Raw genomic sequence first — 12,964 nt, 5'->3', positions numbered from 1 at the left:
CTAAGTCCATTATAAACATTTTAGATGATTTAAAACCATATAACGAAACTTTTTCCTCAGTGGCAAGAAGATACAACCTATCTGTTACTAAAGTAGTGGAGTTGTTTGATATTCATGTGCAAGTACAACCAAAAGCACTCACACAACACATCTGTATCAATGAGTTTTATTTCAATCGACATTCGAAATATAAATATGCATTTATGATTATGGATTTCGATAAGAAACTGATTCTTGATATCGTAAAATCTAGAAGATACGTAATCCTGTACGACTACTTTTTCAAGAAACCAAGTTCACAAAAGCGGAACTTCATAATGAAAGACTTGATGACATAGTTGAAGCAATGCGGAACTCTCAGATAAATGAATTTAATAGATGTGCAAATACTCTGGAAAAATGGAAAGAAGAAATACTAAACTCATTTGTATGGTTTGATGGACGACGGTTCTCGAACGGTGTAATTGAAGGTTAAATAATTATATTAAGAAAATTTTGAATAATGCAAATGGTTTTAGAAACTTTGAGAGAGCTCGCAATAAAATCATGTACTCGCAAAATAAGTATGAGTGCTATTCCTTAAGTGAATACAGGACAAATAAGAAAAAGAAAGGAACGAAAAAATAGTCCTCAGTCTTGACTGAAGTCTATTGATTGAACTGATGGTTTTAAACTAATAGAGGGGTAAAGATTGACCCCTCTATACTTTATAACTTTTGTCTAAAACCCCGCTAGTTCTCAAAGCACCTTTTTGCTTATTCATACTAAAAATTTCACAGTGATTTTTTTCATTTGGTATTGTCTTTTGTTTGATCAAAAGCTAAATATTAGCCACATAAATCGACAATGCCCCTTTGATTTCCGATTTCAAAGTCATATATTATTTCTATTTGAAAGTTTTAAAGTCAAGTAAATTTCCATTAAAAGTATCTATATGGAATTTGCGCCCCCAGAAATCAAAACCATATAAGTTTCCTTCTTGTATATCTATAGAAATATAGGGTATTAATTCTTTGCTCTCAATGCCTTTGGGTAAAGAAGAACTTATACGCCATTGAAATATACCTGAGGAATTATAACAAAGGATATTACAATCTTCTTTTTCTGTAAGTTTAATCCCTCTAGGGATATCTAATAAAATAAATATTTTATCTCTTAATTCTTTAATATCCTTAATTGGATAGTCCATATAAATTTCAATGTTATTTATAATGATTTTATTTTCTTCAACATTATATTTTGAATTCATTTATTATCTCCAATCTATTATTTTTCCGAGTTCTTTAAATTCACCTACCCATGCACCTTTCATATCAATTTGAATACCACCACCGGAGTATCCAAAATTAGGTGCTACCTCACCTATATGAATATTGGTTCCTGCATCTAATTTCACCTCTGCAACATAAACAGGCTCATATGGTAATGCATATTTTGCTTGGATTTCAGCAGGAGTAAGATTTTTTATATCTTCTGCCTTCATTACAAATCCACCTTCCAATTTTGTGTTTACACCATCATAAACACGAACAAATGTTCCATCTTTGGTAAGGGTACCATCAATTACAACATCACCAGCATTATATGGTGGCTCACTGTATCCCTTGTTTTTCCAGAAATCATTTACATTATCAGATAATTCTATTTTATTGTACTTAACTTTACCATCAAGTGATCCTGTTAACATCTCATCTAAATCATCATAAACACTACCCGAACCGACTGTACCCGAGTCCTTAACTACCTTATTTATATTTTTATTAGTTATCTTTCCAAGTCCATACCCAGCACCCATTGCTGTTCCAATTGTAATCAGGGCTCGAAGTTCATCCGGTGCACCTAATGCTCCGGCTACTGCTCCTGCTCCCATACCGGCTGCACCAGCTGCCATATCTAATGCTACTGCCTTTCCTAATCCAACTGCCGTTGCTTTTAGTCCACTTCCTACAAGCCCAACTCCAGCAAAAGCTAAACTTCCTATACTTATTATACCATTAATTAAGGCTGCATCGCGTTCTGCTTTTGTATAGATTTCTCCAGTAATAAAATCTTTACCTGTAAATATTCCAACAATAGATACAATACCTACTATATCTAGTACATCACTTACTACATTTAGCCATCCTGCATCCACACTATGACTAATGTCTGCTCTATGAATAAGTTGATCAACATATTCACTATACTTCAAATCCGGATTCGCCTTACTTTGTTGGTCAAACTGTTCCTTATATAAATCTTTGAATGTCGGAATACTGCTACTTCCTTTTACCCCACTAGTCTTCAACATATCTTCAATGCTGATTTTGTTTTTTACTTCCTTAACTACTTCAGCTTTTGTTTGATGTGTATATGGATCTGTAATATAAACCGTTTTTTCTGTTTCAATACCTGCTGTGTTTTTCACTTGATATTTTGAGTCATCCAAACGGATTTTTTCCAAACGTTCCAGAACTCCTGTTGGTCCATTTAATTTTTTGTAGAATGGATCATCGATGTACTCATCAATATAATCAATGATTTTTGTAACATACCCAGATATAGTTGATAAGCCATACATAGCAGTATTCTTTTTTTCATTTAAATTACTATAACTAATTTTCGCAATATGTGGTAACCTTGCAAACTCAGCATTAATTCTATTTACTGGTCCATCTAAATCAAGACTGATAAGATTTGACAACATCGCATTATTTTTTACTTCATTGTCTTCCCATCTTGTACATACAATTTTGGTTTTTGTCATGCTGTTGTGCCTCCTTGATTACTATCTTTTTCAAGGGAAACTTTTTGTAATGCATCGGCATCGATACCATAGTCATCTTCAAGTATCTTTCGATACTCTTCCTTATGCTCAACAATATAATTAAAAGAGATTTTATCCGCTAACTCTTTATCTTTTTCAACCATTGCTTCCCATGCTTGGTTGATATATTCTGAGCACATTGAGTAAAAATTCATAAGGTTATCAATATGTGTAGACAGTGTTGCTGTAGCATTCGCTATCTCTTCATTTATTTTATGTAACTGGTTGCAGCAATATTCTTCTTTATTATGCACTATAAATCTTTTGTTATTACTATCAATATTAAATGTACTATTTAACAACTTTAAAACTTATTAATTCTCCGCTATTTTGATTAATACAATAATTTCTACCATAGAAGTCTACTCCCCTTAGTTCATTATTTTCAGTTATTCTTATTGCTTCAAAAGGAAGATTATCCATATTAGGAAACTGTTTTAATGGTATATTTTTCACTATCCATATAATATCTAAATCCAAATTAACACAAATAATATTGTCAATTTCTTTTCTTGTTAGATTTATTCCCATAGGTATCTCTAGTAATATAAAAATTTTATCATTTCGCTGTATATATTTTCTAATATTATATTCAAATTCTTTTTTCTTTTTGTTTACTTCTATTACATTTTTATTTACTTTTATCATTATTTATCACTCCAATTTGTATTTTTTCCGATTTCTTTAAATTCTCCAACTAATAAAATCAATTTGAATAGCTCCACCAAGATAACCAAAAAGACTATTTGCTTCACCCATATTGATTTTTATGCCTGCCAGTAATATAGCTTTTCTCCAATATAGGCTCATATGTTAATGCATATTTCATCTAAATTTGAGTAGGGGTTAAACCGTTAATATCATCTGCATTCATGACCCAACCACCTCATAATCTAGTTTCTGTAACGCCTAAAACTACATAAGCAGCCTTCTTGCTTACCATATTTTCATTCTTCACATTAAAATGTACGCAATCAATAAATACGATTGGATAAACCGTGTACACGCTCTATTTTGCCATTCTAAAGCTTTCGGCATAATCTTATCCGTAATTTTACTAATCATAGTAGCACTAACATCAACTCCATAGATGTCTTTTATAGAATCGCTAATATCACGTGTTGACATACCTCTAGCATATAAATTTATGATTTTATGATCAATGTCAGATATATCTCGATTATGCTTTTCTATAACCATTGGATCAAAAGTTGCATTTCTGTCTCTTGGTATATTTAGTTCTATTTCACCTTGTGTAGTTTTTACATTTTTCTTAGAACTACCATTACGATAATTGTCTTTGAGTTCAGACTGGTCGTGTTTCTCATATCCCATGTGCTCATCAAATTCTGAATTAAGCATATCTTGGAGAGTATCACCTATTAGATCTTTTAAAGCATTCGTTACACCATATTCTTCTCTTATCATTTTAATGATATCTTTCTTACTCATATTAAAAATCCTCCTTTGGTAGTTATTTTCATTCTACCAAGGGAGGATACTTTGCACAAAAATTTTTACACCGTCTCTTAAGAAGTTTGGGGTACTTTTCACCCCAACTTATTTACTTGTGTTTTTTCTGCTCACCCCAAGTTTCTGCGATGTACCAAAAAAGGGGCGAAGCCCCTCGGTAATAAAAAACGTCTCATTTTGATGTATACGCAGAGTTCAAAATGAGGCGTTATTTCTATCATTTTCAAATATTATGGGGTAAGCCCTTTTTCGCTTATTGTCCCATGTTTATCCAGTATTTTATTGTTTGTTGACGTTAGCGCAGGGCGGTATTACATCCTCGCCCAGCACCACTCCTTTGGCACTTTGCCGTTGGCGCGCCTGGGGGCAAGGAAAATCATTCACTGCACTTTCATTATTTAAGCATTTCTAAAAAATCTGTGAAATTTCTAGCAACTTTTTTAGTGTCTGGCTTAAACTCATCCGATGTCTCGTGATACCAAATACAAACGTTTGGATCTTTTTTATTTACCCTAAAATCTAAGCAAACAAAATCTCCTGCAAACAATGCTGCAATTGGTATTATTTTCATTCCCAGCTCATCCGGACTATCAGTAAGTCTATCAAATATTTGGGTTATAATAACACCTATGTCAGCCCAACCTTCTTCATAATCATTTTTCAAGTTTCCTAATATACAAAGAAATCTTTCTACTAAATACTCCCTTCCATCAATTGTAAATGCATTTTTCTTAGGTATTGCTCCATTATAATTTTTAATAAATTCTACATAATCTTCTGGCAAACTTATTCTGTAAAATCTTTCAGTTTTTATTATTTGCTCCTTCGAAGGTGAAGGAAGCACATTCATATCACTTCTTTCAAACATTAATAATTCCTCCTATCTTTTTGCATCGGCCCAACCGCCAGGTGCTCTACCGCCTTTATGCCATGTAGAGTTATGAATACCATATTCAACTAACTCCATTCTGCCGGATATTTCGCTATGGTGCCAAGTATACCCTTTTGGTCTAACCCCACCGGGCAACTGTGAGTCTAGATAATCAAATTGTGCTTTATCTCCTTTTAGCCATAAATCTTCTGGTAATTGTTCTATAACAGGATTTCCATTAACTTTATAAATAACATCAGAACTTTCAAAATCAGGGTAGTTAGTTCCTGGCTTCAACTGAATATTTGGTATATAACCATTAGTTTTTGCTAATTCTCGAATTTCTTTCATTTGTTTTGGCGTAAGGTTTTCAGCACCTTCAATATCCATCCATTCCCAACTCTTATTACTTTTAACTTTATCTGCGTAAATCCTTGCATAATCATCTACTACATCATCGAAATTCTTATTTCCTTTAGCAAATCCATTAATATTATCTAAATTAGCACCCGAACCCTTACTAGCTTTATTTATATTTTTATTGGTTATCTTTCCAAGTCCATACCCAGCACCCATTGCTGTTCCAATTGTAATCAAGGCACGAAGTTCATCTGGTGCACCTAGTGCTCCAGCTACTGCTCCTGCCCCCATACCAGCTGCACCAGCTGCCATATCCAATGCTACTGCCTTTCCTAATCCAACTGCCGTTGCTTTTAGTCCACTTCCTACGAGCCCAACTCCAGCAAAAGCTAAACTTCCTATACTTATTATACCATTAATTAAGGCTGCATCGCGTTCCGCTTTCGTATAGATTTCTCCAGTAATAAAATCTTTACCTGTAAATATTCCAACAATAGATACAATACCTACTATATCTAGTACATCACTTACTACATTTAGCCATCCTGCATCCACACTATGACTAATGTCTGCTCTATGAATAAGTTGATCAACATATTCACTATACTTCAAATCCGGATTCGCCTTACTTTGTTGGTCAAACTGTTCCTTATATAAATCTTTGAATGTCGGAATACTGCTACTTCCTTTTACCCCACTAGTCTTCAACATATCTTCAATGCTGATTTTGTTTTTTACTTCCTTAACTACTTCAGCTTTTGTTTGATGTGTATATGGATCTGTAATATAAACCGTTTTTTCTGTTTCAATACCTGCTGTGTTTTTCACTTGATATTTTGAGTCATCCAAACGGATTTTTTCCAAACGTTCCAGAACTCCTGTTGGTCCATTTAATTTTTTGTAGAATGGATCATCGATGTACTCATCAATATAATCAATGATTTTTGTAACATACCCAGATATAGTTGATAAGCCATACATAGCAGTATTCTTTTTTTCATTTAAATTACTATAACTAATTTTCGCAATATGTGGTAACCTTGCAAACTCAGCATTAATTCTATTTACTGGTCCATCTAAATCAAGACTGATAAGATTTGACAACATCGCATTATTTTTTACTTCATTGTCTTCCCATCTTGTACATACAATTTTGGTTTTTGTCATGCTGTTGTGCCTCCTTGATTACTATCTTTTTCAAGGGAAACTTTTTGTAATGCATCGGCATCGATACCATAGTCATCTTCAAGTATCTTTCGATACTCTTCCTTATGCTCAACAATATAATTAAAAGAGATTTTATCCGCTAACTCTTTATCTTTTTCAACCATTGCTTCCCATGCTTGGTTGATATATTCTGAGCACATTGAGTAAAAATTCATAAGGTTATCAATATGTGTAGACAGTGTTGCTGTAGCATTCGCTATCTCTTCACTTGCCTTACCTTCATACATAACTTCTCCATCACCTACAGGCCGTATTGGACTATTTGATGGTATTGCTTGTTTGTTTGGTCCAAACAATCCAGACATTTTTGTCATTATTGATTCAGCAAGTTGTTTTCCAATAATACTACCTTCTGATGCACTCATAAATGCTGCACTTTTATTGAAATCATTTTGAGCACTCGCAAGTCTTGCAACTAAATTACTAAACTCCATTGCAATTTCATAACTCTCTTCGCCGATTGAAACTTCAACACCTTGAGTACTTGTAACTCCTGTAACATCACTCATTGCGATCACCTACTACCTCAAGAATATCGATTAAGTCTTGTCGTATATCTTTCGGCCCTTTTTCTTTACTTGTTTTACGTAAATGGTTGTAGCAATATCCCTCATTATCACTCATATAATATGTATAAAAGTTTTGTAGTTGTTCTTCTTGATAAACTTGGATAACTATCATATCTTTCCATTCATCATTTTTACTATTTACATACTCTGTGTATTCATCAAAACTACAATCCTTTTCTTCATTTCCAAAGTAACGTGTTTTTTGTTCCTTCTTCAAAAACTCACTATTGCCAACAATTTGTTTTACTATATTTACTCTTTGGATACGTCCTAGATAAATAGTTTCATCTTCATTAATTTCTAAAAAAGTAACTTCATCTTCATCTTTTAATCCAATACGCATTTGATTTATAAATACATATCGTTCACTCGTTTTGTATTCTTCTAACAATTGTGTAATCGCAAACAATTTATCACTCATCTTCCCATCAATAAAAAACTCTTTTTCCGTGAGTGACTCGATTACTTCTTTGGTTACTGCTTCTTCTTGTTCTTGTGGTACTGTTGGAAGTTTGATTCCATGGATCGCTTCACTATCCAATAGTCCGTTTAAGGCAAGAATCTCATTTGTATTTAATGCAATCATACTTTTGAAATCTCCTTATAAGCAGGAATATCATTAACAGATACATTCAAACTTTTCTCTAAGTTTGTTAATGCACTAATTAATGCATCGTAAGGACTATTATTTTTTCCATCTTTTCCACCAGTTACATCACCATGATATAAAATCACAGCATCTAACATATTCAGTAAAACGTCCTTTTGTTTACCCTTCCAACTAATGCCACTATCAATTTTACTTCTTAGTTCAATTGCACTCTTATAAATCTCTTGTAGTTCACTGCGAACATGTCTTTGTTCTTTTATGACCCTCGTTACTACCGCAGGATCAAAAATGTATTTATCTGCACTCATAATTCTCCTCCGCTAGTTAATGTAAACTTCATTTGCACTATATTCTATGTCTTGATTTACTTCTTTTCTACGATAATCCTCGAATTGACTTAACACGTATTCTGCTCTTCTCTTTTTCACCTTTAGTGCATCTATAGCATCTTGATACTTATTATACACAACATTGAAATCTTCTTTACTTTCCCCTATTTTCTTGTAATAAATATCTGTGTAAGACCCTTTAGCTTCTGTATATGTACCTAATTTACTATGAATGGATTTTACATCTGTTTTCAAGGTGCTTAAATTACTTTCCATCTTTGTAATTGTGCTATTGATATCGCAAATTAAATCTTCAAACTCATCAATCATTTCTTGCACATAGGTTTTACTAAACCATCCCATTATTTATACCCCCCTCTACATTAAAACAGAACCCAAGTTAATGGATTCCATTAAACTTATTTTAAATTGTTTTTCTTTTCCCTTCTTGCTTTTTTAATGGCTAAATTATAACACTTTATACATTAGCCTTCAATTAACTTATCATTCTATAACTAATACTTTCTGACTATTCTTTCAAAAACGTAGGTTAATTTACTATGTGCTATTTTGCATGTAAACACTCGCAAAATATAGGTTGATACTAGGTTTATTTTGGCTCGATTGTGATTGAGACAACGTAAGAAGAATGACTATTAATATAGCAACACTTGATGTCACTAGTCAATATTACCCCTTCGAAATTCACGCTGAAGATAAAAAATGACTTTTACCAACCAAGTGTCATTACAACATTTGAGTATATTAACACTCCAAAGTTTAAGTCATTCAAAAGAATTATTAAAAGTATTTTTTGTGTTTAATGGATGAGCCGATTAACTATCACAGCACTTTTGTCAGTAAATTTCATAATAGATATTGATGATTCATTACAAAAAAAGACAGGTATATTCTAAATGATAGTTACTTTCATAAACGCCTTTCTCTAGACAATTGCAAAAAAAATTTACTTACTTAATTTTAATAATATCTTGCTTATATAATACAAATCCGATTCAATCATTCTCTTCAATAATGTCTTTTATTTTCTGAGAGACATAAATCCCTACGAAGTCTTTTTTACACTGAAAAATATCATAATCTCTGCATTATTCAACTCATACCATGTGTATCCACTTGACATTATCTGCTCATTAATTCCCTTAGGAATCCATGTTTTATTGACAATAGCCCTTAACATTACTAAAACTGTTGCTGCTCTATCAAAATTTTGATTTCTAGTTCTCTTGAAATGCCTGAGTTTTTTTACTTCATATTTTGTAAGTTTTATGCTTCTATTTTTTGTCAAGAATTGCAAATTTACTTATTTTACTATATGCCGTTATTTCCTTATTATACTTTGTTCACTTTATTATACTTTGTTCACTTTATAACCTTGAATAATTGCATCATTATATAAAAATGCATCTGTAGATGTCTTGATTACACTTATCTAGATGCATTTTATTTTGATGTTGTTATTTAACTAGAATATTACTTTTTCTACGACTCCATTCTTTTTGGCACCAACTAACATATTTGGTACGAATTCTCTTTCTTTACAATGTAACCACACATTAAGATAGATCACTTTAAACCACTAAACGATAATATTTAAATTTCTGTTTCCGAATTCCTCAATAAATATATTCTCATTAGGAGATAATATTTTTTTTAACTTAAATATTTGCACCCTAGAAAGTGGAGGGCTAAATTTTATATCACTCTTCTTATATTTACAGCCTAAAATTAACGAATATAGTAATTTAATAAAATCAAACCATTTCTTGAGTTGTTCATTAACTCTTTTGTCCTCTAAAAAGGCATCCCCATCAGCATGATAAAACATCATGAGTGCCGTACTTAAATCACAGTAAGGATGATTTATAATTTCATTAGGTATATCAAAGCCATTATCCCAATTATAATTAAACATATATATATATATAATATCGGTATCTTTTATTCCATGTAATGCCTTTATTACTTTATCATCATTTGCTTCATATAATAAATGATTTATAATTCTTTGTTGAGCTTCTGTCATAATCATTTTATCCTCCTTTATTTATAAAACCATCTCTCCCACAAATCAATACTTGCACCTTGCTTAGGATAAAGAGGTAATCCGCTTTTTTGTAATGTGATTAATTTAGATTGCAAATCCAAAACTTGTTTTTGAATAGCGACACTACTTTGTGCTATATCTATTTTATCTAATTCTGAAAGTACAAAATCATTGTATGTAGAATGATATCCTTTATGTCTTGACATTGTACTAATACCATCATCGGTAGTTCTTAAGAACAATCCATTTGATGCATCATCAAAATCCATACCTATTTTCTGAATTACTGGGTGATTCATGGCTTCAGCGGGAATAATATGCTGTGCTTGATAACCGCTCCATTTTGAACCATTAACACCCATATCCCCAAGCATATTCTTACCAAGCTTTGTAGAATTACCACCAGTCACAACTCCATCCATACCTGGAATTAGACGCTCTTCATTCCCCAAGCCCTTAAAAATTTTATCTATCGAATTAAATTCATCTAAACCTTTAATACCTACCTGCTTAAGGTCATCGATATTCTTAACTCCTAAACTTAGTAAATCATCTGTGTTTTTGATTCCTAGTTTTGTTAAGTCATCTATACTTGTGATTCCTAACTTTCCTAAATCACTTGTATTTTTCACTCCATATTTTAGTAAGTTATCTGCTTCTCTTCTTATATCAAGAATCGCATTTCCATTTACTTTGTTGTATGCACTTATTTCATCTAGTTTATTTAATGCTTTTTGATATCGCAAATAGTCATCCATATCCATATTTGGTGGCAATCCATCTGTTAATTTAGAACTTAGATATTTTTCATATCTTGCTGCCTCTGTTGCATCCATCATATCCATGAAGCTTTTCTTGCTATCAAAGATATCATCAATACTTTTATAGGTTGCTAAATCACCTAAACCAATATGTTTTAAATCTTCTAAACTATTTACTCCAAATTTTGCCAAGTCATCTGCATTTTTAATTCCTAGTTTAGCTAGATCATCACTATTCTTTACACCTAGCTTAGCAAGATCATCCATACTTGTGATTCCATGTTTTGCTAGTTCATCTACATTATTAATTCCTTTACTTGCTAGAGTGTCTAAATCAAGTTTGATAGATGGTTTTGCGGTTACTTTACTAAATGCTGCTCCACCTGCTACAGTTGCTCCTGCCATAATAGCAAATGCCAATAGTGGATTACATCCATTTTCTATCAGGTATTGACTACCTAGACCTATCACCATTGCTTGTCCTGTTTCTATTCCTACTTTGATTGTGAAACTTCCTACTTTTGCTGCTGTTGTAGCTCCACTTAGTGAACCAAACGTAGCTATATCAATTCCAATTGATAACAGTCCTCCAACTCCCAACATGACTCTTTCATCATCAGATAGTTTTTCTCCTGTCATAGTTGTTCCAGAACATGCTTCTGCAATATTTTTTATACCACCTACGACAGGTATACAATCTAAGACAAAGCTTAATCCAGATATAAAATCATCCGCTTCCATATCATGTGCAAACTTAGATCCTAGTACTGCATTCATGTATTCATCTTCAGATATTTTATCTGCTTTTATTATACCATCATTTATACCCTTTATGTATTTGTTAAAGTCATCACCTAAGTCGATAATTGTTTTTCCTTTGACAATGTCTTCATAGGATACTTCTACTTTTCTTACTTTTTTTGTCGTATATCCTTGATATGTATTTGGATCTTGTTTGCATAACAAAAGGACCATATCGCAACATAGACAGCCTGCTGTTAATGGTCTTTGTGTTTATTTCTTGTTTCTTATTTACTTTGCATGTAAATTTCACCTACAAGTATTTACATATTATTCCTACTTATTTGTGCTTTCCTCATTTTAATATGTATGCGTAGGGTGGTATTACATCCTCATCCAAACGCACTTCTCAGGCCCTTGCCGTTGGCGCACCAAGGGTAGTAAGTAATAGCCGAAAGAAAAATACACAAGCTACTTTTGATTTAATTATTTGTAATATTCTCATTGTCTCCATTCAATATTGCTTTAACTTCATTGTTTTCTAAAACTACTAAATAATTTTTTGGAAGTACCAAATATTGTATAAATTCTTTATTCAATTTTAATAGCTGATATGCATAGCATGCTTTAAGTTTTGAATTGTCCCCATTCCTAACGCCTATAAACCATCCAGAATCCCCTTTCGTTGATGTCTCAATCCTTTGAAGATAGACGTTATTAGCATCGAAAGCTCCATCTGCATATATGACTTTATCATCAAATCTAATAGCTTCTCCTTCGATATTCAATTTTCTTAATAGATGAAATTGTTCTAAATGTACCCATAAGGCTAATGTTAAGTCATCTGTTAACTCCTCATATGCATTGTCTGCATAGTTAGGAGATTTTACAAAAAACTCTCCATCCTTTTCTTTTAACGTATAAACTGTCCAATTTACTTCAATAGTTGCATTATCAACTAAGCTTTTTTCATCAAATGTTGATAAAATACCAAACAATGCATTAACTTGCATTTCTAAAGCTTGCTCTGCTTTAATGTTTATTTTTTTATTATTAATTGGCTTAATTCAACCAGTGCATACCAAGTCTCGATAAATCACTGATAAGTACTGAATAATTTATGTGTCTTTAAAGCATTTCTTGTGATGG

The 12,964-nt window shown here is 32.3% G+C and carries 13 protein-coding genes and 2 pseudogenes; 1 reads left to right on the top strand and 14 read right to left on the bottom strand.

From position 1 onward, the window contains the following. Positions 1-355: 355 nt before the first annotated feature. Positions 356-627 (top strand): annotated as a pseudogene (locus EDD63_RS11770) (transposase); the annotation flags it as partial. A 259-nt stretch (positions 628-886) separates the two neighbouring features. Here EDD63_RS11770 and EDD63_RS07450 read toward each other — a convergent pair. From EDD63_RS07450 to EDD63_RS07385, 14 genes and pseudogenes are all read right to left on the bottom strand, one after another. Then, positions 887-1,249, bottom strand: coding sequence for a DUF7957 family protein (locus EDD63_RS07450; RefSeq protein ID WP_134170046.1), 363 nt, complete (start codon positions 1,247-1,249; stop codon positions 887-889). A gap of 3 nt (positions 1,250-1,252) precedes the next feature. Beyond that, positions 1,253-2,746, bottom strand: coding sequence for a hypothetical protein (locus tag EDD63_RS07445; protein ID WP_134170044.1), 1,494 nt, complete (start codon positions 2,744-2,746; stop codon positions 1,253-1,255). Next, positions 2,743-3,108: a hypothetical protein gene (locus tag EDD63_RS07440; protein ID WP_134170042.1), complete on the bottom strand. Its 366-nt coding sequence runs from the start codon at positions 3,106-3,108 to the stop codon at positions 2,743-2,745. The genes EDD63_RS07445 and EDD63_RS07440 overlap by 4 nt, the downstream gene beginning before the upstream one ends. Then, positions 3,098-3,454 (bottom strand): DUF7957 family protein, encoded by a 357-nt coding sequence (locus tag EDD63_RS07435; protein WP_134170040.1) that lies wholly within the window; start codon positions 3,452-3,454, stop codon positions 3,098-3,100. Before EDD63_RS07435 ends, EDD63_RS07440 begins: the two co-directional genes overlap by 11 nt. A gap of 250 nt (positions 3,455-3,704) precedes the next feature. Continuing rightward, positions 3,705-4,258, bottom strand: a pseudogene (locus tag EDD63_RS07430) (IS256 family transposase); the annotation flags it as partial. 415 nt (positions 4,259-4,673) lie between these two features. Continuing rightward, entirely contained in the window at positions 4,674-5,147 is a 474-nt protein-coding gene (locus tag EDD63_RS07425; RefSeq protein ID WP_134170038.1) for an SMI1/KNR4 family protein, read from the bottom strand. A 12-nt stretch (positions 5,148-5,159) separates the two neighbouring features. Continuing rightward, positions 5,160-6,677, bottom strand: a complete 1,518-nt coding sequence (locus tag EDD63_RS07420; protein ID WP_134170036.1) for an HNH endonuclease — start codon at positions 6,675-6,677, stop codon at positions 5,160-5,162. Beyond that, positions 6,674-7,246: a hypothetical protein gene (locus EDD63_RS07415; protein ID WP_134170034.1), complete on the bottom strand. Its 573-nt coding sequence runs from the start codon at positions 7,244-7,246 to the stop codon at positions 6,674-6,676. The genes EDD63_RS07420 and EDD63_RS07415 overlap by 4 nt, the downstream gene beginning before the upstream one ends. Beyond that, positions 7,239-7,892, bottom strand: coding sequence for a DUF5081 family protein (locus tag EDD63_RS07410; RefSeq protein ID WP_134170032.1), 654 nt, complete (start codon positions 7,890-7,892; stop codon positions 7,239-7,241). The genes EDD63_RS07415 and EDD63_RS07410 overlap by 8 nt, the downstream gene beginning before the upstream one ends. Then, a complete protein-coding gene (locus tag EDD63_RS07405; RefSeq protein WP_134170030.1) occupies positions 7,889-8,224 on the bottom strand; it encodes a hypothetical protein in 336 nt (111 codons plus the stop codon). The genes EDD63_RS07410 and EDD63_RS07405 overlap by 4 nt, the downstream gene beginning before the upstream one ends. Positions 8,225-8,236: 12 nt before the next feature. Then, complete coding sequence (locus EDD63_RS07400) at positions 8,237-8,608, bottom strand: hypothetical protein (RefSeq protein ID WP_134170028.1); 372 nt, start codon at positions 8,606-8,608, stop codon at positions 8,237-8,239. A gap of 1,237 nt (positions 8,609-9,845) precedes the next feature. After that, positions 9,846-10,298, bottom strand: coding sequence for a DUF4274 domain-containing protein (locus tag EDD63_RS07395; protein ID WP_134170026.1), 453 nt, complete (start codon positions 10,296-10,298; stop codon positions 9,846-9,848). Between the two features lie 11 nt (positions 10,299-10,309). Further along, complete coding sequence (locus EDD63_RS07390) at positions 10,310-12,049, bottom strand: AHH domain-containing protein (protein ID WP_134170024.1); 1,740 nt, start codon at positions 12,047-12,049, stop codon at positions 10,310-10,312. A 248-nt stretch (positions 12,050-12,297) separates the two neighbouring features. After that, positions 12,298-12,828 (bottom strand): immunity protein Imm33 domain-containing protein, encoded by a 531-nt coding sequence (locus EDD63_RS07385; protein ID WP_134170022.1) that lies wholly within the window; start codon positions 12,826-12,828, stop codon positions 12,298-12,300. Positions 12,829-12,964: the final 136 nt, after the last annotated feature.

The sequence above is a fragment of the Breznakia blatticola genome (assembly GCF_004365815.1).
Taxonomy (GTDB): Bacteria; Bacillota_I; Bacilli_A; order Erysipelotrichales; family Erysipelotrichaceae; genus Breznakia; species Breznakia blatticola.
This window is presented reverse-complemented; position numbering and strand designations above follow the sequence as displayed.

Excerpts from the sequence above, each read along its gene's own strand:
- EDD63_RS07450 (WP_134170046.1), bottom strand. The coding sequence starts at position 1,249 with ATGAATTCAAAATATAATGTTGAAGAAAATAAAATCATTATAAATAAC.
- EDD63_RS07445 (WP_134170044.1), bottom strand. The coding sequence starts at position 2,746 with ATGACAAAAACCAAAATTGTATGTACAAGATGGGAAGACAATGAAGTA.
- EDD63_RS07435 (WP_134170040.1), bottom strand. The coding sequence starts at position 3,454 with ATGATAAAAGTAAATAAAAATGTAATAGAAGTAAACAAAAAGAAAAAA.
- EDD63_RS07425 (WP_134170038.1), bottom strand. The coding sequence starts at position 5,147 with ATGTTTGAAAGAAGTGATATGAATGTGCTTCCTTCACCTTCGAAGGAG.
- EDD63_RS07420 (WP_134170036.1), bottom strand. The coding sequence starts at position 6,677 with ATGACAAAAACCAAAATTGTATGTACAAGATGGGAAGACAATGAAGTA.
- EDD63_RS07415 (WP_134170034.1), bottom strand. The coding sequence starts at position 7,246 with ATGAGTGATGTTACAGGAGTTACAAGTACTCAAGGTGTTGAAGTTTCA.
- EDD63_RS07410 (WP_134170032.1), bottom strand. The coding sequence starts at position 7,892 with ATGATTGCATTAAATACAAATGAGATTCTTGCCTTAAACGGACTATTG.
- EDD63_RS07405 (WP_134170030.1), bottom strand. The coding sequence starts at position 8,224 with ATGAGTGCAGATAAATACATTTTTGATCCTGCGGTAGTAACGAGGGTC.
- EDD63_RS07400 (WP_134170028.1), bottom strand. The coding sequence starts at position 8,608 with ATGGGATGGTTTAGTAAAACCTATGTGCAAGAAATGATTGATGAGTTT.
- EDD63_RS07395 (WP_134170026.1), bottom strand. The coding sequence starts at position 10,298 with ATGATTATGACAGAAGCTCAACAAAGAATTATAAATCATTTATTATAT.
- EDD63_RS07390 (WP_134170024.1), bottom strand. The coding sequence starts at position 12,049 with ATGGTCCTTTTGTTATGCAAACAAGATCCAAATACATATCAAGGATAT.
- EDD63_RS07385 (WP_134170022.1), bottom strand. The coding sequence starts at position 12,828 with ATGCAAGTTAATGCATTGTTTGGTATTTTATCAACATTTGATGAAAAA.